Raw genomic sequence first — 19995 nt, forward strand, 5'->3', positions numbered from 1 at the left:
GTCAGCTGTGAAGTGACGGCGTTGCTTCAGATGTTGAATGTGCTCCGGGAGGCGCGCTGCCTCCCTTCTTTACCGGGACATGAAATCTCCATTTCAGATGATGTGCACATAAGATGAACACGTGCACAACACAACAGTTGGCGGCTGATTTGGTGCACTTCTTGGTTATCTGTAGCGGCAATTCAACATCAAGAAGGGAAGTCAGCTTCGTCCCGCGAACTGTGAGTTTGGAGCCCCATCGATCATGCTACTGCAGCGATAGTCAGGTCTGGCGAATAGCAAAGCAGCATCGGCGGCCCTCGGTCAAGGTCGGCGTAGTGCCCGAGAGTCGGCTTTGCAAATGGTAGAGCTTTGGAACGATTTCCTGCTCTTAAGTCGCGCCTCAAACTCAAACCGAATGCGTCTTGGGTATATCGCATGACAGCTGTGTTCTGTAAGATTTACCAGATAATTCATAATCGAAGATGACCTTCGAGACGGTAATTGGATGAACGCAGACGTTGTTCATTCTCTCAATAGGAGATTAGGATGAATACCACGGTCTTGTCGCTGCGCTCGCTCTTCTTCTCCGTAGGTATGATCCATCTTTCTACAGCTGCGCTGGGTACGCTTGTTTCGCTACGAATTGCGGAGTCGGGCGGAAGCCAAGAGGCGGCTTCATTTGTTGCTGCGAGCTATTCGCTTGGGTTTTTGCTAGGGTGCTTCTTTATCTTCCAGCCGCTTGCACGCATAGGCCACATCAGGGCATTTGCCGCGTCGGCTGCGTTGTGCAGCCTTTGCGCTTTACTTTTATCCTGGACGGACAACACGACGATCTTGACGCTCTCCCGATTTGCGACGGGACTTGCAACCGCGGCCCTTTATTCCATCGGTGACGCATGGATTAACGACACGGCACCTCCGAACGCGAGAGGTCGAGTCTTGTCAATTTACTATATTGTGCTGGGCATTACCTCGGTTGCGAGCCAGGCTTTCATCATTCTATTTTCAGGTGATCTTTCCGAAGCCTTTGTTGCGATGTCTGCACTATACTCAGTTGCCATAATTGTTCTCGCACCAACAAGAACGTCACCCCCCGAAGTTCCCGAGCAAGCCAACCTAAGGCTGCGGGCGTCTTTCAAGGATTCTCCGACAGCGTTCATCGGAGTGTTTGTGAATGGTTTTGTGCTAGCCCTTTTATTGAATGTTTTGCCATATCAAGCATCGGTTGGTGGGCTTGATGCGAACTTGATCGCGTTTGTTGTGGCCGCTTTTTACCTGGGGCGGATCGTGTTCCAGTTTCCGATTGGTAAAGCCTCTGACCAGATGGACAGGCGGTATATCATTGCGGCGATGTCGTTGTGCGCAGCGGTTACAATCATGGTGCTTTCGATTGCGTCCAGGGGCGGTGGGTTTACAGTGGCTGGGGATGACGGGCCCATTTTGCAGTGGGTCATGATCATTGGGTCCATTGTTCTCGGCGGGTTGATCATGCCGCTTTACTCGGTGCTCATCGCCCATGCGATGGACCGCACAGTCCCGGTCTATGTCGGAGCAACTGCAGTTACGATGCTGTTCGTCTTTACCGTTGGCAGCGTGGTTGGGCCAATTGCAGGTGGTATTGGGTCGATTGTCGGCAACGACAGGGCCATCCTATGGATGTGTTGGGCCCTCATGCTGCTGTCAGGTGTGGTTGCGATCTTGCGAACTAGGATGAGAGATAGCGTTCCCCAGGCAGAGGCAGCCACCGGCGTCGCGGCGTCTCCAACATCTGTTTCAATCTCACCCGAAGAAAAGCGGCCGGACCGTGCCAATTTGAACGCCGTGCCTGACGAAGAGAACGAGCTTAAACAGTCCGTTCCAGTCGAGTGAGTTGCTCTATTTCTTTCCCGAACGGGTACACAGCCAAGCATTCTCAGGGACCATCGCCGGCGAATGACCCTTGCCAGCACGCAGTTGGCAGGCAGGAAAGCTATTTGGCCACAGACCTGAGGCAAAACTAGAGCATCCAACCCAACTGCCGGAGCATAGATCGTAGATGTGACCGTTTGATTTTTTGTGTTTTGGGTCACGTCATACGGCAAGATTCAATACATCTTGACCCAAAAGATCACAAACAAGCTTTGTTCCGTAGTGGCCGTACCTTCAGCCATTTCCGTAAGGGATGGCGGATAAGGCCCTTGGTGGTCCAACCTCGACGCGCCGATCGTTCAAAACCGGTAAGATACCCCGATCACAGGCCCAGAGAGTTCGGCCCGGAACGCTTCCTCGTCATTGTCGACGTTCAAGTAGCGATAGCCAAAACGTGCCGACCAATTGTCTGCAAAAGCATAATCAAAGGTCAGCGTTATCTGGTAGGTTTCACGGCCACTCACAAAGCTTCCGTAGTCCGCTGCAAGCGTGCTTCGCCATGTGTCAGACAGGTTGTAATGCCCCAGAATGGCAACAACAGGATCGGTCCAGCTGTCGCTCTCGCTGATCCGCCGACCTGGCAACACGCCACTTTGCAGCGTCAGTGTCGTATTTGTATCGAAGTAGCGAAAACCACCGCCGAGACTGAGCGCATAAGTGGGAGCTTCGAAAACCCGGTAAAACCCGAAGCCGCTCAGTACCGTCATGTCGGTATCGGTGTCTAATCGCGAAAACGCAGTGCCCGGTGTGTCGTTTTTGAACAGCAGATCAAAGTACATGAGGTCTGCAACAAAGGTCCATGGCCCGTTGCGGGCAGCGAACACGCCCATCCCACCAAACTCGAGATTGTCCAGCGCGTCGGAGAAGCTGAGTTCGCTTTCATTGCCATCAACAGAAAGTTTTGTATCGGCTGCGAAAACATAAAGAGTGGCTTCATACTCCCAATTCCTCTGCTCTGCCACTGCCTGCATTGAAAAGAGCGGAAGTGTTGTCGCTGCCAAAACTGTGTACCGACATATCTTCATCTGAACAGTTCGCATCAGTTCGCCGGTGTAATATTAGGAAATTTCCATTCGCCGCTGATGATTTCTGGGGCGGGCTCGTACAGACGAATTGTGTAGTTCCAACCCGGCGTGATTGGAATGCAGTTGATGCGCTCGTCGTCACATCCGCCGAAATTCAGTGTTACAGTCCCATCCTCGTTGGGTTCGGCCGTCACGTTGTTGTAACTGTTGCGGTTGAGCGCGTTGGCTTCCAGATATCCCTCGGCGTTATAGACGGTAACCGACCAGAAGGCATCGACTGGCACATCGTTTACGGTCACGGAATGTGGTGTTTCGCCATCATTTTCTGCGACACTTTCAATCAAGTACATCGCCGAAGTGGGTGGCAAACCACCCCAACCCGCAACCGCTCCGACCAAAAAATCCACGGGCCGAACATCCTCGGGACCGCCGAACGCAAAACGGGCATCAAACCCGGTAACCGCTGCCAGATCATTCACGGCTTTTCGTGCAGCCTCCAGAGTTTCAAGGTCCCATTCCGGTGCCTCAAACGGGCCGGTGCCCCCTCCAGTGGCGTTAAGGCCGTCCTGGGCTGCATGCGCCTTTACGATATCGTCCGGGTCGTTCACATCGACAAACGTCCGAAATGCGACAAGAGCAAAGCGCGTCCCTACGTTTTCTTCCGTCAGCTCATAACTTCCGGGAGTCGCCTCAGCTATCATGAAGTGATCCTGACTGATGACGAGCATGGATTGATATCTGCCCTCAATGTCCGGCAGAGTGATTGTGGTAGGTTCAGACAAATCAATGACCAGACCAGAATATAGTGTGTCCTGATTCATACGGACAACAGGTTGGTTCTCAGGCGTGGTCGGTTCGCGCAAATGATAGAACTCTCCGACGCCGAAATTGAAGGCGGCCATATTGGAACGGATCATATGATCTGACTCAGCTCGGACCAGCGTGTCGAGTGTCACTTCCGCGGCGCTGGAAATCGTCGGAGCAAGTAGTGCCAGAAAAACGAGGTTTCGCATAAAACAATCCTTCAGTTCACTTATGAGCAGCCACTTGGACCGTTGAGTGACGGGTTAATCTCCAGAGACAAGGCGAAGCCAGCTACTCAAACTCCTCAAACGTCTCCCGCACCGCATCATCGACGGCTCCTGCGAGCAATCGACCCCCGTCGTTGTCGCAGGCGTCCTCAAGTTCTTCGACAAACTCGCCCTTCAGATCGTCAAGGAACTTTTCAGGCACTGCGGCGACAACGTCGATCTGACGGTTGTACAGCGAGATGATCGCCATCAGTCGAACGATCTGATTTACTTGCTCATCGTTCTCCTCAAACTCCGCAAGGACGCTTGCGCAACTGTGATGCATAAAGGGGGCTGCTGAGGCGATATAATCATCCATCACTTCGTCAGCCTGCGCCGAGCCCACGAACAATACGGCGCCAAATACTGCAAACCCCAGTCTCTTTGAGTACTTGTTCATTTGAATTTCCTTTCTGACCGAAGAAGGCACGCAATTCATTTTTTCTTGCGATATCCCGAGATCGCACCAACGACAGCTCCGGCTTTCGCGCCGTCACTGCCACCCACGAGGTATCCAACGCCAGCACCGACTGCGGCGCCTCCTACTGTGTTTTTAGTGCGCTTGGATTGAGCCTCAGCTGGCACTGGTAGCGCCAGGCTCCCAGCCAGAAGCACAGCCAGACCAACAGTCAGCATTTTGCGTGTCATCACCATTGCATGTCCTTTCAAATTTCTTCAGCGTCTGTACGTTTCGGTATGTCGCACGCAGCATCATTGCTGCGGCGAATACCAAATCGGCGAGGTGTATGCGCGGTCTTGTTGTTCCATCACGGCATCGGCAGGCAGGTCGAGTGGGCCGTAGAAGGCTTGATCATAGGCCAGCCAAGATGGTGTCGGAATTTCGAGCACGCGAACGTAATAGTATGCGCGCTGCGTAGGATCGAAATCGGCGTCTTCCCAGTACCCGCCCAGCATCGCCGCGCCAATGGTGTTGGTATAGTCGGCACCATTTACCGTGCTGCCAACCTGGCCAATTTTGCCATCAGCATCCGGTGAGCGGACATCCGACCACGCCACATTTGAAACCTTGGTTTTGGGTGTGCCCTCAGAATCCACCCAACCTTTCACAATTTGAATTCGGTCAAGATTGGCCCCGTCAGGGTCGCGCAATGCGCGTATCATGAATGTCGGCACGGCTCCTTCGGGGCCTTCAAACAGATCACCTCCCATAGGAACACCACGCTCGTAGCCTGTTGCGGCAAAGTCATGGCGATGAACCTCATCCGCTTCGAAATCCCAACCCGCGAAAACTCGAACCGTTATGCGTGGTCCCGTTGTCGCGTAGACTTCCTTGCGCTTGAACGCATCCCATATCGCCTCACGCGTGTTGTCACGCGCCCATGCAGCGGCAAGGCCTGAAGCGAGTGTTTCATAGTGCTTGACGGTGATTTCTTCGCCTAGGAAATCCGGTTGGATCAAGTTCTCATCATACCTTTCATGACCTGCGCCCGGCTCTCCCGCTGTGGCCTTGCCGAAGTAATTATCTTCACGGGTTGTGGCGAGTGATGTGTGGCTGTCAGTGGCACCGATCATACCGAATTTGAACGGGTTTGCTCCAATTTGCTCTTCAATGGCGAGCCCCCGCGCAAGCGCCGTTCTTGCATATTCGCGCGGGAGCATCTCCGGCGTTTTGAGCTCGCTGCCAAAATTGCCGCGGTCCCAAGTGTAATAATCCGCGAACTCATCGTTCGGGCTCAGCATCGGGTGTGTTTCGCCGTCGCCTTTGATTTGAGTGACCTCGTAAAGAGGCTCCCACCGCATCCGGCGCTCCGCGTAATCGATGTCGATCGGCTCGCCATTCATGCGGACATCGTCAAACATCATGCCGTTGGACAGATTGCCATTATGGGCGAAGGCGATGACACGCCCGCCCGTTTCTTTTTCGTAAGCCTCCATCCAATCCCAAAGATCCTCGGGGTCACTGCTGTCGTAATTGGAGAACGGCACCAGATCTTCGACACTGTCAGCATCGTCGCGGAACATAACGATGCGGTGCAGGTTGTTGAGGTCCGGACTGGATGTCCATTCGAAACCGTGAAGCGCCGTAAAAACACCGGGTTCATTGAATCGCTCTGCGGTTTCGACGATCCGGTTCCAAATCGTGCGCGTCAGGTCGTCGTCGTCGAGCGGGTCGTTCCTGGCCCCCATCTCGGTACCCCACATCACATAAGCGCCGAATGGATCACCAGCCTTTACGAGATCATGGATTTCTCTCCCCCAAGGGATCGCCAACAGATCGGGATTGGACTCGGCGATCATGGGCGCAAGTCCGAGGTTTTCCGCATGGTCGGCAACGACAAGGAAATCGAGGGGGCGGATAAGCTGCGCATAGTCCCCTAGAGAAGCCCTGACTTTTTCGCCACGTGCAAAGCGAAACGCGTCTTCCGGACCCAATGCGTTACCAAGCATTCCAGCGTCGGTCGAATAAGTCGTGTGCAGATGTGTATCGCCAAAGAACACGCGGTTCGGGTAGGATTGATCGAGGTAAGGCGAATAGTGCTGCTTCCCAAGCCCAACGTTTTCGGCGTCGATGGCGATGTCAGCAGCGTAGTCTTCAGCTGAAGCCGTACTCGCCCAGAAAAAGGCCATTCCAGCCAATGCAACCTTCAGCCTATTCATATCGTCGCCTCCATTTCGTTAAATCACGGGTTCTGCCGCAGGGAACATCCAACTGCCGTTGAGTATTTCCGGATCTGGTTGATAGAGGCGAATGGTGTAATTCCACCCCTCCATAATCGGCAAGCAGTTTACGCGCCCGTCGTCGCATCCTCCAAGGTGCACCGTCATTGATCCGTCCGCGTTTCGCGAGCCCGTTACAGAATTGACCACGTAAGCATCGAGACCATTGGGTTCAAAAAACCCGGCGGCATTGTAGAGACTGATCGACCAAAAGGCGCCAACAGGCACTTCTGCTGGCACTTCGATTTTGTACTCACCCACCGGCAAGGCTGGTGAAACTGCAGGATAAAGTGCTTCATGATCCGGTAAGCCGCCCCATCCTACACCTGTTCCTAAGAGATGGCGAACCGGGTCTACGCTCTCAGCAGAGCCGAAAACGCGATCAAATCCACCTACAAACGGGAGCAGGTCGCTCAACTCCTTGACCAACGCCTCATAACGCTCTTCGTCATAGTTGGGTAAAACGAACGGCTTGGTTGACGCCGCCTCAACCATCATCTGATCCTGCAATGCATTGACCGTGGCCACATCATCGATGTCACTGGCATCAACCAGCGTACGCAGGAAGACGATGATATAAGGGGTATCGAATGTTTCGATGTCGAGTTCGTAGGTGCCACCACCATGATAGACGGCATTCACGAAGTGATCCTGGTTATAAATCATGGCCGACATGTATCGTTCGCCCGCATCAGGCAGGGTCAGAGTGGCTCCTTCCGAAATGTCAATTACGGCAGTGCTGTAGAGCGTGTCTCGGTTCATTCGGATCGTGGGCTGATTATCGATCGGAGTGGGCTCGCGGAAATGGAAAAAGCGATTTATGCCACCAGCCAAACCAACGTACTTCGCGAACTCGAAATCTGACGCAACGCGTGCGAAGTTATCTATCGTGACAGGAATCTCCACAACTTCGGTCAGGCTGTCGACAGTTCGGTCTATGTCGTCAGCAACAACAAAGCCCGGCAAGCCGAGGGTCAGCGTCGCGGCAATCACGGAAGCGCATTTTAAGCTATGTCTTTGCATCAATCGATCCTGAACCAGTAACTCATTGGAGCTGGCCATAAATTACGGCTGATCGGACATGCTCCCCCAGTGTCAATTTGCCTTTTGTTAACCAGTTGTGTCACCGGACATTTCCCGACAAAATGCAACAATGCGTCTGACTATGGTCACATTGAGAGAATTTGCTTACGTTGTCGAATTGCTCGACAGCTACGCAGGGCGCGAGTTGGTCACCGGCGCATTGAACGCGGCTGGTTTGGATCGACCAGTCTTGAACATGAAGTCTGGTTTCGCGCCCTACGCCACGGAAGCCGTCGTGATTGAAAATGTAGCGCGCGCGATCGGTGATCACCACTTGGGAGCAAGGCTCGGGCGGGATTTCAAGTATTCGGAGTACGGAGCCTATGCGAGCTATGTACTAGGAGCGCCCGACTTGGGCATGGCTCTTGAGCGTGGTCGCCGTGCTCTTGTTCTCACACATCCTGGTTCGTTGATCGAGCTACGTCAGACCGACACACATGTCATTGTTGGTCGGGACTCGTCCGGCCTTTCGGTTATTGGGCACAGACACCTCGACGAAGGCGCGTTGTTTGTCATCCGAACAGTCGCACGACACTTTCTCGGGCCGAACTGGTCACCTGACTGGGTGGAATTGCCGAACCCGTCAAAAGAAGAGAAACACGTGCTGGAAAACATGTTTAGTGCACCTGTTCGTCCACGAAATGGGCCGCCTTGTATTGCTATTCCAATAGCGGATTTGCCGACCCTTAATCCAAATGAAACCAGCTTCGGGAAAAACATCACGGTCGACGACCTTGCAGCCTTGATGGGGGTTACACCGGTACAAACGGTTGAGGAGACGGTGAAGCAAATTCTTAGCATTGGCATGCAAAACGGTGACATGTCCGAAAAGTCTGTCGCGAGGCATCTCGCCATTAGTCCAAGATCATTGCAGCGTGTTTTGCGTCGAGAAGGTAAATCCTTTCACGAAATCCGATCACGTTTCAAAGAGAACAAAGCCCGATTTCTGGTGTCCGAAACGACTGCAACGGTAGAAGAAATCGCATTGGCACTTGGTTACAAAGACTCCCGCAGTTTTCGTAGGGCATTTAATCAATGGACAGGTGTATCTCCGAGCAAATACCGGGAAAGCCTGTCGAGCGGTTAAAAGGCGGTCTCAGTGCCGATCCATGTATCCGCCACCTCAGATCGGTGCAACGTTTGCTGACATAAAAGTTATCGTCATCTCTTACATTCAAAGGTCGGTTGGTTTTCCGCAAGCAGGATTGGACAATTTTCACAACGCTTTCGGTCAGACCGTCAGCGTGGACATAAAGAGCGCAATGCCAATCAAAAGAACTGCGGTTGCGCCTACAAAACGTGCGCCATTTGCAAATGCCGCCACCTGACCCGTGTTGGCCGTCCATCTCGCCTCGGCCAAGTTGTGCCCCCAGATCGCCGCGAGCCCCAAAGCTGCCATCGCGAGCGCCATACCTGCCGAAATTGCAACGACCATGGCGATGGCGGGGCCAACCATATTGTTCGCGAAACCATAGAGCATGACCATCAATGCACCTGTGCAGGGAACGATTCCGACCGCCAATGCGAGCCATCCAGCCCCTTGGTTCGCGCGGGATTCGGTCGCCGCGCAGCTGGCACACCCATGTGCATGGTGGTGGTGATGGCTATGATGTTTCGACTTGGACAATGCCATGAACGCGCGCCACAGCATCGTCGCTCCCATCAGGGCGATCAGTGCGTAGCTCGCAAGTTTGATCGAAGAATGGAGGAAACACTACAACACAAAACGCCCGCACAGTGCTCTGGGATATAAACCGCCGGCCCCGGAAACCATCGTTCAAATGGACCAAAGGCCGGTCATGCACTAACAATCAAATTGGACCACACAAGTGGGGCTGATCACAGCCTAGATTTACTGCCTTTCCTCTTTATCCGAGCGACTGGCCGTCAAACTCCACTGCCTCAAAGGGACAGTCGATGTGTAGGTCGGTTGTTCTTTGCTCTCAAAAACAACGGCAATGGTCTGTGGTGAGCTCAAGGCATCGACGTTCAAGTCGATCATCAACCTTCTGATGCCCAAGTTGGGGTTTTGTTGGTGGCATTCGGAATTGTAGAGTGTCTCACATGGATTTGCCGAACGTAGTACTAACTCTGCTTTGGGAGGAGATAAAATTCGTGCGTGTAGTACTTGGCCTTCTTGGGTCAGGGTCGCATTCGGTCCTTTAACCGAAACCTGCGCTTCGGTGTGCATGGTCCAAGCCACCGGGCCATTCAAGTGGCTGTCTACCTCATCCTGAACGAGTACGGTCGTATCATCGATCAACGCAATTCCACGCATGACTGTGCCTTTGGGTTTTCCGTAAACGTCTGAAAGGTCGGCGATCGTAAAGCTGAATCCGGGAAACTGGCCAAACTCTTCAATTTGCGCGCGACCTGTTACAATTTGATTGCCGGTGTCGAAGGTTAACGTATTTTGCCCGATCGTTGCAGTCCGGTAGTAATCAAAGCGCTTATCGGTAAAGTATCCGGGCAGCTGATAGTTTCCGATGCCCAGATCTACTGCCCACCGTACACCGTTTGCCTCCAGAACAAAGGTTCCAGCGTCCAGATTATTGTGGTGGCTGCGAAGTGGCCCAGCTTTGAACCCAAAAAATGTAGCGTTCGGATCATTCCAAGCGGACCGAATAGTCACTAGTCCAAGCCCACCGAACCAATGGGCGGTTTGTCGCGCGGGCATCGGCTGTTGCCCGGAGGCACTTTGCCAAATCAACTCCAAGGCCGGATGGGAAGACGGCGTAGTATTGAGTGAAGATGGGTAGTAGCTAGGACGATTGAAGTGCGACGCCAACCACGTGAGCGCGACAGGATCGGTACTTGTGTCACTATCTCCGAAGTTGAAAAGGGTCCCGGTCGGTCCTGTCGCATGGATCAGAAATTTACCAAAGCTCGCCAGACCAACTGATTTGGACAGATCAAAGTCATGGCCAAGCACTGAACTTAGCGAGTCAAATAGTATCGCGGCATCCCTGGCCGACAACGCGCCATACATTGGTCCTTCAGACCAAGCTCCATCTGGGGCAAATTTTGCGAACCCGTTGCGAATGGACACCTGAGCCCGTTTAACAATTCGATTGGCCAACTCTGGCTCGGCTTCTGAAGTGACCAGTGCCGCGACGATCATTCCGGTATTGCACACAACGTTCCAGTTGAATGAAGAAACCGGCCAAGTGATGTCCGCTGTTGCCGTTCCATCGGGCAGAGTTTTCGGGACTCGTTCCGGATAGATCCATCGTTGCGGTGTGACCCAGCCATTTTCGAAATAAAAAGTATCTAGATCATAGATTTTGTTTGCTTCTTTCAAACCGTTTTCGATCAGCGCGGTCGTAATGGCTTGGTGATCTTGTGGGGTTAGAGTTTCGCTGATCCAGCTGTATCCAAGTGAAACTGCCAAAGCGACACGGCTGAGCCCAAGAAAGTTCTCAGGATGCCAGGTCTTTAGATCTGAGAGTTGGAGAAGTTCCGTCTTGGTACGCTCGGCGTAGCGGTTGTCACCTGTCAAACGCCAGGCCAAAGCCAAAGTCGTTAGGCGTTCTACGGGCCTTTCGCCAAAACCTCGAAAAGCCTGATGAATTTCGCCCTCTTCTCTTCGAAGCAACCTTACAATCGTTGGCGATTGCAGTTGAGCATTCGCGCGCGCAATCAGAGCTTCAAACTTTTGAGCAAATGCGGATTCCTGAGATCGTTGAGTCTCAATGCGTTGAACGATCTTGTCCGTCAGCATGACTTGTGGCACCGAAGTTTGAGAAGACACATTTGTCGTGCACAAGCAAACCAGGAGTGGCGCGTAGAAAAGGCAGGCGTGTTTTCTGCGGACCTTTCTAAAGACTCCGATCAAAAAACCCATACGCTATCACACTCCCACGACCTTACACGACAACACTAAATTACCGAATAGTGCTCTGCGCTATCGCCGACCAGCCCTGGAAACCGTCGCGATGGATCAAGGACCGGCCAAGCATTAACAATCAAATTGAACCACACAGGTCGGGTTGATCAACCATGTCATCCAATCAGCGAACTTCTTTGACACTATCTACGCAGTTATGGAGTTCAGTTGATACTTTTTGCTTAAGAAAAATTAAACAAAGCAAAACATTTCAGCCAACGATGTTTCCCACATGAGACTTACTTAAGAGGAGTGAGTACCATGAAGAACTTTGCTGGTTTGGGTCTGGTTGCCATGACCCTTTCAATACTCGGCACCGGCGCAATTGCGCAATGCTACTTTGGAAACGACCCCATGACCGGGATGGAAACAATCATCTGTAATGAAAATCGCGGCTTTACCAGCTGGGGCACAATGATCGCCGAAGCTTGATTTCTTTAGAAAGGTAACTTTGAACTCATTAGGACGGTTGACGCTATGATCAAAAGTACTGTTGCCGCCATTGCCCTTGTAGCCTTCGCTGGACCAGATTGTCGATGAGGTTCGCGACGACTATAACGCTGTCAAAGCGAACTATAACATCCCGCGCCCATTTGTTGCCAATGAAGACGTTGAACCGGTCGCAGCAGCCTTCCCTGTTACGTCATATCCGAGTGGACACACGATTCGTGCAATAGTTTATACGTCTGTTCTTTCAGACATTTTTCCGGAGCATTCAGATGAGCTCGAGGAGCTTGGTCGTGAAATTGGTTACGGTCGTGTCATAGGTGGTGTACACTATTCGATGGACGTTACCTCCGGACAGGTACTAGGTAACGCTTACATGGATGTCATTCGTGAACAGCCTTTCTACCACGACGCCTTGGATGTAATCAAAGGTGGCAACAGGGCTTCGGATTCGGTCGGTCACTAAAAGTGTAGGTTCGGGAAAACAAGTCTGGTTTGGGCCGCTCAGAGGCGGCGCTCACCGCAGATGTAGCGACCTAGGTCCTCGCCTTTTAGGCCGTCCAGCACGATCCTGATCTTCTCTTCTGCGGAATATCGTTTGCGGGTCGCTCGGCGAATGTCCTTTACGACCTTCTCACCGTGGCTCTGCTTGGTTCCGGGTTTTTTTTCTCATCTCCACTCCTTGGCGGTTACGATGAGCCAGAAACCCTCTCTTATCAAATCGACCTAAACTGTCCCATTGGGGCTGATGTCAGACAGTTTATCCGGAACCCAGAAGAAACTTCAGAAAAAGCAGACCCACGTCGCGCGCTGGAAGAAGACCCGAACATGAACATGCCCCCGGAGCCAGATGATCCGGCTCTGGTGGCCCGTATGGAACAAGGCCTCATACATGTTGCTGCGAACCTAGTTCCTCTGCTTCGCTACCAATCCATTATCGGGAGCCGGCAGGACCGGGAGACCGCAGCACGCTGGATGAACATCAACGGTATCGACGTTACAGCAGACCAATTGGCAATCACGCCTGGTGCACATGCCAGTTTGTTGTCGATCCTGACATTGCTCGCCATGCGGTGGAGCAGAACGGCCAGTTTGCGTGCAACAGCGACGACGGCACGGCGACGCCCCTTGGTGCGCATCAATCGCATCCCCCATGACTTTTTCTGCGATCCGGCCATGGTTCGCATCAGCAAGGCGTTGGCAGCAGCATAGAGAGTTGCCCTCACGTCTCGATCCCCAGCTTTGGATATTCGACCGGGATTATCTTGCTCACCGGATTGGTATCTTCGGGGCGTCAAGCCAAAGTGTGCGGCCACGGTGCGAGACCGTTTGAAGCGCGTGGGATCATCGACGGCAGCCTTGAAGGTCAATGCCGTAATCGGGCCTACACCGGGGACCGTCATCAGGCGCATGCACACTTCATCCTGGCGGGCCGCACGTTTGACCCGTCGGTCCAGTTCCAGATAGTGCTGATAAAGAGCCAATCGGACGTCGAGCAGTGGCAGCAAGGCATGGGCCAACACCTCGTCCATCTCGACCATCGGCCGAACCGTTTCGTCAAAGCTGCCGTGCTGCACCGTTTTGGCCAGACGGATACCGAATATCTTCAAAAGACCGCGCACCTCGTTGGCCAGATCAATGGTCTTGCTCAGCAAGGCTTTCCGCGTGCTCAGAAGCGCCCGAACCCCGTGCGCCTCTCGGCTCTTGATATGAACGGGGCTGAACCAACCCGTCCGCAGGATCTGGGCAATTCCAAGAGCATCGTTCCGATCCGTCTTGTTACGCATCGCTGATAGGGCGGCACTCACCTGACGCGCTTCCATACAGACAACTTCAAACCCTTCTGCCTTCAAACCGTAGTAGAGATGCTGGCTTAACGTACCGGATTCAAAGCCAACGAGCTCAATCGGAAAGCGAAGCGCAGTCAGATATCCAGCTATCTCCTCAATCTCACAAGGCAGCTCTCGCTCATGCAGAACCGCGCCCTTGCCGTCGACAACACAGATCGCGTAGGACCGCAGCGAAACGTCCAAGCCCGCAAAAAACTCCATTCGAAATCTCCCATGTACACTGATCTCTTGTGATCATATCGGGAGCTCGACCTCTGATCAGGGTCAGCCCAATTACGCATGCTAAGGGCTGCGAATGGTCGCAATGGCTTTGTTGGAAAAACCAGTTTCGTTGAGCCAGATCAAGAAATTTATCGTTTGATTTGACTAGTGTTGAGTCATGCCAGCAGCAGCAAACAAAATCGATTTGCTGGCCGTGTTCGATAAGGATTTGGCCAAGCTACGCAATACGCTCGATGGCGTCGACGAAACAAATGCAACTTTGTCGGCCCCTGATGACGACGTCACAATAAAGGGTGTAATCGCGCATCGCACCCATTGGATGGGGATGTTCCACAGGTGGTACGAAGACGGCGTCGCGAAGCGCGAGGTGCATTTGCCAGCTAAGGGCTACAAATGGAACCAACTCAAGGAATACAATGCTACGCTGTATGCGAGAGGCAACAAAACTCCTTGGGTGGAACTGCTCTCAGAATTCAGTGCCGCTTGCGACAAACTGCGTCGCTTTATCGAGGCACAAGATGACGGCTTGCTATACACCAGCCACGCGGTTCCATGGACCGGCAAATGGACCCTTGGTCGGTTTGCCGAGGCGTCCGGTCCATCACATTTCCGTTCTGCTAATATCTACATCCGAAAGGCGTTGCGTAGTGCTCGCTGAAGTTAGTTTTCTCGCCGCACTTCGGACTTTCAAGATTGTGAAACCAAGTAGGGCAGTTGCGCAATCCAACGCGGTCAGAGGCGCTTCTTCGCCAAATCTGCCGTTCACCCTATCCGCAGAAACGATTGCTTTGGGCTCGTAGCGTTCACTCGTAGTTGAAAAAAAGGAGCAATGGTTTGAGTGAAGGTTTTGAAGGTAAGGCGCTAGACGCTTCGAATCTTCTTAAGGCCATTTCCCATGAGGGGCGGCTGAAAATTCTTTGCTACCTAATGGCAGGCGAACGATCCGTAACTGAAATCCAAGAAAAGCTGTCGCTCAAACAAGCGGCAGCGTCACAACAGCTCGGGCGGCTTAGACTCGAAGGATTGATCTCCACGAGGCGGGAGGGGAAGAACATCTACTACCGCGTCTCTGACGCCAGAGTGTCGGCTATCGTCGGCGTATTGTACGAATTGTTTTGTCGCGAAGATGGTCAATAAAAAAGAGTGAATGATGTCCGCTTTGCGCAGATGGGACCTGCTGCACGTGCGAAAGGCGAAATGGGACCAAGGACAACTCCGAGGCTCTTCTTACGAATTGGGGCTCGTCGTAGCGAGGCGCAGAAGCGAGCCCAACTTATAGCTCTGAAGGTATCGGTCCATAGCGGTTTTCTTCCTCCTGTGTTGGACGGCTCAGCCAGAAAATCATTAAAATCGCCAAAATCAACTGTACGATAACTGCAAGCGCCACCCCACCTAGTCCCAAGATAGCTACAGCCGCCCCTAACTCTTCTGGATCGTCGCCCGCAGTCCCAGTCGCAGAAAACGCCATAATACCAAGCATCAATCCAAGGGACATTACCAATGACACTGCCAATGGTAGAAACAAGTACCAGCCGGGACGACCTGTATCATGCAAGCGTCGCCAACCTGCCGCGAGCAACGGAAAGAATACCGCTATCGAGAACAGGCTATACAAGGGCTGGCCAGCAATTCCACTTTCTGGTTCACTTCCAAAGAAGATACTATCCAATACAGAGAAAGCGACGCTCCCGAGCACAACAAATAGGAAAAACCACCAATATTCCGGACGTCGTGCGCGACCGCTGAAGGTTATGTACTTTGATAGGCACGTCGAAATCGCATTTGTGAACGCATTCAAATTGGGTGCTCCCGCTTCAATAGAACTAAACTGACTATCACCTGATGATATAGTATCATGTTAAAAGCAAAAATGGGGATCAGTGTGAGATCCTTCAGCAATTGAGCAGTGGAACGAAATATGGCCAACGACGACCATGACCTTCACGTAGAGCTGGATCCCAACCACGAAGACCCGGTGATTCGAGTTGCAAATGTTGTTGTCCGGCAGATGACCCGCGGCCTTTCCATACTGATGGTTTTGGTCATTGGTTGGACGATACTTGATGCATTCGTAACCTTTGGGATTCATCTTGTTGAAAAACCAACGCTGCTCATCGATGGGGAAGACCTGCTCATAGTTCTGGGAGCTGTATTGTCAGTCCTTATCGCAATCGAAGTCTATACAAACGCGGCGCTCTACCTGACTTCCAACGTCATACATGTAAGGCTAGTTCTTGCCACCGGGCTTATGGCTGTTGCTCGGAAAGTGATAACTTTCGATTACAAGACAATGGACGCAGCCCATATAGCGGCATATGCCGGATTGGCACTCGCGTTGGGCATCGCATATTGGTTAGCTGAGAAGTAGTTTGTTAATTCTTCAAGTGACGTCGGAGAAGAACTGGCCCTTGGCACAGGCGAACTGACGCTGCGTTGGCAGCAATCGCGGCTGCAAACTTCAGCGTGGTCCGGATAGTGTTGACGAAGTCGCCGTTTAGGCGCGTGCAGGTGTAGGCTCAATAGGCCGCCGCCCTTCCTTCATCTCGTTGGTCTAGGTTCTCGCACCAGCTTGGCGAGTTTCCGAAGGTTTAGGACGGCTGCTGCGATTTGAAATTGTTCATATGCGCCTTTGGGCCCTCGAAGTCGCATCATCGGCACCCCGATGTATCGTTTCAGATGTGCGAAGAGCATCTCAACCTTCCTTCTCTGAATGAACGAGGTCATGTTCGCATCGGTTTTGCGGATATCGCGGGCGACGTCGCGAGCCGCTTCGTGGACGGAACGAAAAACGTTTCAGGCGGGCTGATTTGGACCGCAATTTGCTTTCAATGTGCAGGCGTCGCAGTCGTGCTTTGATGCTCGATATATAAAAAATCCGTCTTTGCTGCCAATTGGCTTGCGCGGTTTGGAGAGGTTCCTACGAAATGTCCACAGTTCTTCTTGGTCAGACCGCACGATAGATCTTTGGCGAAGCAAGTACAGTGTTTCGACAACTTCCTTTGATCCCTGTTCAATGTTTTGCAATAGTCTGTCCCATTCCTCGCCATTGGGATCAGAGTGTCTGACCGGTAGATTGAGACGGATGTCGCCAACTACTTCGAACTCAGGTTCTCGCGACGCATTAGTCAGGCAGACCAACCCTTTCGAGATCTCCGACGAACTTGTCGAGGTCAGAGGTCTCGACGTTTTCGAATGCCAATCTCATTCGGGCCTTTGTCATCCGCGGGCGGATCGAATTGCCTAGCTCGATAATCCGCCGGGCTTCACCTTCACGCGATTTTCGTGCCAGAATTGCCGCCAAAATATAGTGGCCGAACGGTTCAACCGACCTGCCTTCCATAGCAGCCCTTGCACTTGCTTCAGCCTGGTCCAACTCATCTTCCAGAATGTAGAGACAAAAAGCTTTGGCGAGCAACTTAACCTTGTAATACGGCCCGGCTGTACCAAATCGCATCGCTGTCTCGATGCTCTGAAGCGCAAGTTTGGGCTGACCGTTTGCAAGCCGCACGATCCCCAGTACCAATTGCGCGTTGGCCGAGCTCGGGTTGAGTTTGACCGAAAGCTCGGCCTCGGCATTCGCGGCGTCGTGCTTCTTTAGCACCGAGTAGATCCTCGCAAGGCTCGCGTGCGCAAAACTGCTTTGATCATCCAGGGCCACTGCGCGTTCAGCATGGCGCAAGGCGCGCTCCTTGGTTGCCGCCCGGTCCTCCACCTGAAGAAAGAGAAGTTTTCGCAAAAGCGTGTTCACCATAACCGCATGCGCTAGTGAGTAGTCTGGAGTTAAATCTATTGTTCGGGACAGTATGTTGCCTGCCGTCTCGGTATCTTCGCTCGTGAACTTGTAAAGATGCCAAAGCGCTTTCTGCACCCGATCCCATACACTCACCTCACCTCGTTTCAGCCGCGCTTGTTCGCGCATGTCAAATCTCAATTCCCAATCAATATGTCCGACGACCGCCGAAGCGATTTCCTGCTGTAACGAAAACACATCCTCGATATTCCGGACCAGCCGATCAGCCCACAGATCATGCCCGGTGGACGTGTCCACCAAATGCGCGTTGATGCGAACACGTTCGTCGTCATAAAGTACGCTGCCTTCAACCAGGTAGTCCGCTCCGGCGCGCTGCGCGACTTCCCCCACTGTGAGGGCCGATTGTGCGAGGAAATTCGTGGAAGTCGGAGAGACCACCGCCAGCCAGTCCACTTTGGCCAACTCGGTTATGAGTTCCTGGTTGATACCCGATACGAAAGTGTCAACGCCACTTTGCGAATTCAGATTTTCGAGAGGCAACACCGCGATCACCGGTTTCTGCGGAGCCGGAAGTTGGGTCATCATACGGCGGCGCAACCGATCTTTCTCCAGTGGCGGTTCTGTCCTGGGTGAAGTGGCATCGGGATCGGCAGGAGGATCCGACTTGGGATGCGTGGAGGCGTCAAACCCGAAAACTGGTCCGTTTTTGGGCCAGTCGACATTGTTGAGCGTGAAATAATCCTTTAGGTTATGCGCTGCATACAAAAAAGCATGGCTTCGCAAACCGTGGTCAATGCTCTTGTTCGTGAAATTCAATCCTGCGGCGACACGAGCTAATAGATATTGGCTTTCCATAAAGCTGAGGCGATGGCTCTCGTGCCGTTCGACCCAATTCATGGCTTCGGTTCTCAGGGTTCTGACAAATTCGGCAATACCAACGTCATCTTGCCAAAGCCCCAACGTGTGGTGTTTTGGATGAAACAGCCCCAGATCGTCAAGAATGGCATCCCATTGTGCTGGCGGGCAATATCCGCGCCGCGCCAAAAGATACGCCAGCTCGAAATATGCGTGATCATAAAACAGGAACTGCTTGTCCTGATACATGGCGAGGTCAATCAGGTAATAATCCGGTTCGCTTTGCTGGTGCGAACGCACCAAAACGTTTTGGCCGTGAAGGTCGCCATGCAGCCGACCTTCCGCAGCACGAATGTTCAATCGACTAGGGAGGTCACGTTTATGCGCGAATGCCAGCGGGTTTGGGTACCAGTGCCCCTCATAAGAAAAGCAGCGTTCCAGGGGATCGTGATTGCATGACTTGGACAAAAATTGGTGTAGACGCCCCTCTTCGGGATCCAATCGGTATCCGAGCCAACTAGAAAGCAGATCCTGCGGCGTATGCATTCCCTGCGCGATCTGGTAATCCGCGTTCCAGTCTTCAAACAGGCTTCTTGCAAGCCTTTGAAGCACATCCAGTGCTAGTTCGTACCCGCAAGCGTTCCAAGGAACAGAATACTCCAATCCTCTGGCAACCACAGTCGAGAGAATAGCAATTTTGCTTTCATACTCTACTGAGCCAACAATGCTGGCAAGATGCTTCGACGCAAACTCCGGGGCCGCTTCGAATGCTTCACGATGAAGTTGGACCTCGGTTTTTTCGTTCCACTGTGGATCCGGGCATTTGTCTAGCTTGAGAATAGCCTGACCGTTGAAGACATCACTCGAAATATCAATAATATATACAAGAGCACCTGACTTTCCCGCGCTTAACTGTCGGTGAAAATAAATCTCACCCGAAATTTTCCAACGAGAAGTTACCAGAGGCAAAAGTTCGCTGTACTCTTCTGGCCATTTGAGGTCATTGGTAACAGTCATTAATCACACTTTGCAAAATAGCTTCCCATCCAGTCTGGTTCAGAATACAGACCGGGGTGGCTACAAACTCCTCTAAGTACCAAACAACCTTGCAAAAAAGGCCTGACTTGAGACCGCGTTGACAAACAATAGTCTCTTTCTGGTTATAGCCGGGCTAGCCAAGGCAGGACAGCGACGTAACTTTTGTGCGAAGAAAAACACTCAGTTTTGCAGGTATTCC

General features: G+C 52.5%; 18 protein-coding genes and 2 pseudogenes. 8 read left to right on the forward strand and 12 right to left on the reverse strand.

Features of this window, described 5'->3' with window-relative positions; genetic code table 11:
• Positions 1-528: 528 nt before the first annotated feature.
• Positions 529-1851, forward strand: a complete 1323-nt coding sequence (locus tag AC2FNU_RS18105) for an MFS transporter (RefSeq protein WP_496791145.1) — start codon at positions 529-531, stop codon at positions 1849-1851.
• A 338-nt stretch (positions 1852-2189) separates the two neighbouring features.
• On the opposite strand, the gene AC2FNU_RS18110 is transcribed toward AC2FNU_RS18105, so the two are convergent.
• From AC2FNU_RS18110 to AC2FNU_RS18135, 6 genes are all read right to left on the reverse strand, one after another.
• The gene (locus AC2FNU_RS18110; protein ID WP_496791146.1) at positions 2190-2861 is read right to left on the reverse strand and encodes an outer membrane protein; all 672 of its coding nucleotides are present in this window, start codon (positions 2859-2861) and stop codon (positions 2190-2192) included.
• 68 nt (positions 2862-2929) lie between these two features.
• The gene (locus tag AC2FNU_RS18115; RefSeq protein ID WP_496791147.1) at positions 2930-3928 is read right to left on the reverse strand and encodes a DUF1254 domain-containing protein; all 999 of its coding nucleotides are present in this window, start codon (positions 3926-3928) and stop codon (positions 2930-2932) included.
• An 82-nt stretch (positions 3929-4010) separates the two neighbouring features.
• On the reverse strand, positions 4011-4385 hold the full coding sequence (locus AC2FNU_RS18120; RefSeq protein ID WP_496791148.1) for a hypothetical protein: 375 nt from the start codon (positions 4383-4385) through the stop codon (positions 4011-4013).
• Between the two features lie 35 nt (positions 4386-4420).
• Positions 4421-4633, reverse strand: coding sequence for a YMGG-like glycine zipper-containing protein (locus tag AC2FNU_RS18125; protein ID WP_496791149.1), 213 nt, complete (start codon positions 4631-4633; stop codon positions 4421-4423).
• Positions 4634-4696: 63 nt separating this feature from the next.
• Positions 4697-6604: a DUF3604 domain-containing protein gene (locus AC2FNU_RS18130; protein ID WP_496791150.1), complete on the reverse strand. Its 1908-nt coding sequence runs from the start codon at positions 6602-6604 to the stop codon at positions 4697-4699.
• A gap of 18 nt (positions 6605-6622) precedes the next feature.
• Positions 6623-7657 (reverse strand): DUF1214 domain-containing protein, encoded by a 1035-nt coding sequence (locus AC2FNU_RS18135; protein WP_496791151.1) that lies wholly within the window; start codon positions 7655-7657, stop codon positions 6623-6625.
• Between the two features lie 172 nt (positions 7658-7829).
• Here AC2FNU_RS18135 and AC2FNU_RS18140 point away from each other — a divergent pair, with 172 nt between their 5' ends.
• On the forward strand, positions 7830-8834 hold the full coding sequence (locus AC2FNU_RS18140) for a helix-turn-helix transcriptional regulator (protein WP_496791152.1): 1005 nt from the start codon (positions 7830-7832) through the stop codon (positions 8832-8834).
• A gap of 144 nt (positions 8835-8978) precedes the next feature.
• On the opposite strand, the gene AC2FNU_RS18145 is transcribed toward AC2FNU_RS18140, so the two are convergent.
• Positions 8979-9410, reverse strand: a complete 432-nt coding sequence (locus AC2FNU_RS18145; RefSeq protein ID WP_496791153.1) for a hypothetical protein — start codon at positions 9408-9410, stop codon at positions 8979-8981.
• A gap of 28 nt (positions 9411-9438) precedes the next feature.
• Here AC2FNU_RS18145 and AC2FNU_RS18150 point away from each other — a divergent pair.
• Positions 9439-9555: pseudogene (locus AC2FNU_RS18150) on the forward strand (integrase core domain-containing protein); the annotation flags it as partial.
• Positions 9556-9599: 44 nt separating this feature from the next.
• Here the strand turns inward: AC2FNU_RS18150 and AC2FNU_RS18155 are convergent.
• Positions 9600-11468 carry a heparinase II/III domain-containing protein gene (locus tag AC2FNU_RS18155; protein ID WP_496791154.1) on the reverse strand — a complete coding sequence of 623 codons (1869 nt, stop codon included), beginning with the start codon at positions 11466-11468 and terminating at the stop codon, positions 9600-9602.
• 426 nt (positions 11469-11894) lie between these two features.
• On the opposite strand from AC2FNU_RS18155, the gene AC2FNU_RS18160 reads away from it, so the two are divergent.
• On the forward strand, positions 11895-12065 hold the full coding sequence (locus AC2FNU_RS18160; RefSeq protein WP_496791156.1) for a hypothetical protein: 171 nt from the start codon (positions 11895-11897) through the stop codon (positions 12063-12065).
• A 97-nt stretch (positions 12066-12162) separates the two neighbouring features.
• On the forward strand, positions 12163-12546 hold the full coding sequence (locus tag AC2FNU_RS18165) for a phosphatase PAP2 family protein (RefSeq protein ID WP_496791167.1): 384 nt from the start codon (positions 12163-12165) through the stop codon (positions 12544-12546).
• Positions 12547-13003: 457 nt separating this feature from the next.
• On the opposite strand, the gene AC2FNU_RS18170 is transcribed toward AC2FNU_RS18165, so the two are convergent.
• Positions 13004-14131, reverse strand: coding sequence for an IS110 family RNA-guided transposase (locus tag AC2FNU_RS18170; protein ID WP_496791158.1), 1128 nt, complete (start codon positions 14129-14131; stop codon positions 13004-13006).
• Between the two features lie 178 nt (positions 14132-14309).
• Here AC2FNU_RS18170 and AC2FNU_RS18175 point away from each other — a divergent pair, with 178 nt between their 5' ends.
• Both AC2FNU_RS18175 and AC2FNU_RS18180 read left to right on the forward strand, forming a co-directional pair.
• Entirely contained in the window at positions 14310-14810 is a 501-nt protein-coding gene (locus AC2FNU_RS18175) for a ClbS/DfsB family four-helix bundle protein (protein WP_496791160.1), read from the forward strand.
• Between the two features lie 176 nt (positions 14811-14986).
• Positions 14987-15289, forward strand: a complete 303-nt coding sequence (locus AC2FNU_RS18180) for an ArsR/SmtB family transcription factor (protein WP_496791162.1) — start codon at positions 14987-14989, stop codon at positions 15287-15289.
• A gap of 136 nt (positions 15290-15425) precedes the next feature.
• Here AC2FNU_RS18180 and AC2FNU_RS18185 read toward each other — a convergent pair whose 3' ends face one another.
• Positions 15426-15950 (reverse strand): DUF805 domain-containing protein, encoded by a 525-nt coding sequence (locus AC2FNU_RS18185; protein ID WP_496791163.1) that lies wholly within the window; start codon positions 15948-15950, stop codon positions 15426-15428.
• Positions 15951-16070: 120 nt separating this feature from the next.
• Between AC2FNU_RS18185 and AC2FNU_RS18190 the strand changes: the two genes are divergently transcribed.
• A complete protein-coding gene (locus AC2FNU_RS18190) occupies positions 16071-16520 on the forward strand; it encodes a phosphate-starvation-inducible PsiE family protein (protein ID WP_496791164.1) in 450 nt (149 codons plus the stop codon).
• A gap of 170 nt (positions 16521-16690) precedes the next feature.
• On the opposite strand, the pseudogene AC2FNU_RS18195 reads toward AC2FNU_RS18190, so the two are convergent.
• Positions 16691-16912 (reverse strand): annotated as a pseudogene (locus AC2FNU_RS18195) (transposase); the annotation flags it as partial.
• A 361-nt stretch (positions 16913-17273) separates the two neighbouring features.
• Positions 17274-19775, reverse strand: coding sequence for a hypothetical protein (locus tag AC2FNU_RS18200; RefSeq protein ID WP_496791165.1), 2502 nt, complete (start codon positions 19773-19775; stop codon positions 17274-17276).
• Positions 19776-19995 lie beyond the last annotated feature (220 nt).

Source organism: Ruegeria sp. BHSB064, assembly GCF_059613205.1.

Coding starts and splice junctions, on each gene's coding strand:
- AC2FNU_RS18200 (WP_496791165.1), bottom strand. CDS start 19,775: ATGACTGTTACCAATGACCTCAAATGGCCAGAAGAGTACAGCGAACTT.
- AC2FNU_RS18105 (WP_496791145.1), top strand. CDS start 529: ATGAATACCACGGTCTTGTCGCTGCGCTCGCTCTTCTTCTCCGTAGGT.
- AC2FNU_RS18130 (WP_496791150.1), bottom strand. CDS start 6,604: ATGAATAGGCTGAAGGTTGCATTGGCTGGAATGGCCTTTTTCTGGGCG.
- AC2FNU_RS18115 (WP_496791147.1), bottom strand. CDS start 3,928: ATGCGAAACCTCGTTTTTCTGGCACTACTTGCTCCGACGATTTCCAGC.
- AC2FNU_RS18155 (WP_496791154.1), bottom strand. CDS start 11,468: ATGCTGACGGACAAGATCGTTCAACGCATTGAGACTCAACGATCTCAG.
- AC2FNU_RS18140 (WP_496791152.1), top strand. CDS start 7,830: ATGGTCACATTGAGAGAATTTGCTTACGTTGTCGAATTGCTCGACAGC.
- AC2FNU_RS18145 (WP_496791153.1), bottom strand. CDS start 9,410: ATGGGAGCGACGATGCTGTGGCGCGCGTTCATGGCATTGTCCAAGTCG.
- AC2FNU_RS18170 (WP_496791158.1), bottom strand. CDS start 14,131: ATGGAGTTTTTTGCGGGCTTGGACGTTTCGCTGCGGTCCTACGCGATC.
- AC2FNU_RS18175 (WP_496791160.1), top strand. CDS start 14,310: ATGCCAGCAGCAGCAAACAAAATCGATTTGCTGGCCGTGTTCGATAAG.
- AC2FNU_RS18110 (WP_496791146.1), bottom strand. CDS start 2,861: ATGCAGGCAGTGGCAGAGCAGAGGAATTGGGAGTATGAAGCCACTCTT.
- AC2FNU_RS18190 (WP_496791164.1), top strand. CDS start 16,071: ATGGCCAACGACGACCATGACCTTCACGTAGAGCTGGATCCCAACCAC.
- AC2FNU_RS18125 (WP_496791149.1), bottom strand. CDS start 4,633: ATGACACGCAAAATGCTGACTGTTGGTCTGGCTGTGCTTCTGGCTGGG.
- AC2FNU_RS18120 (WP_496791148.1), bottom strand. CDS start 4,385: ATGAACAAGTACTCAAAGAGACTGGGGTTTGCAGTATTTGGCGCCGTA.
- AC2FNU_RS18160 (WP_496791156.1), top strand. CDS start 11,895: ATGAAGAACTTTGCTGGTTTGGGTCTGGTTGCCATGACCCTTTCAATA.